The following is a 262-nucleotide window of genomic DNA, read 5'->3' on the forward strand; positions in this document are numbered from 1 at the left end:
AGGTCCAAGCCCTCGCTGTCGAGTACGACCGCGAGCGCGCCGACCATGCCCGAGGATTGCTTGACCGAGTGCTGCACAGTGACCTTTTCGACACCATGATCAGCAGGCAGTCGTTCGGACTGCTCTGGCTCAACCCGCCTTATGGCGACCTGGTGGCGGACCACTCCGGTGCGTCGCAGTACCAGGGCAGCGGCCGCCGGCGTCTGGAGAAAGCGTTCTACCAGCGCTGCCTGCCGTTGCTGCAGTACGGCGGCGTCATGGT

Annotated in this window: 1 protein-coding gene; it reads left to right on the forward strand. The window is 64.9% G+C overall.

The annotated features are described in order from the left end of the window. Positions 1–262, forward strand: a 262-nt coding sequence (locus HMPREF2924_RS22110) for a DUF6094 domain-containing protein (protein ID WP_256567972.1), incomplete at both ends; no start/stop codon positions are given.

This window comes from Pseudomonas sp. HMSC063H08 (genome assembly GCF_001813645.1).
Taxonomy (GTDB): domain Bacteria; phylum Pseudomonadota; class Gammaproteobacteria; order Pseudomonadales; family Pseudomonadaceae; genus Pseudomonas; species Pseudomonas aeruginosa.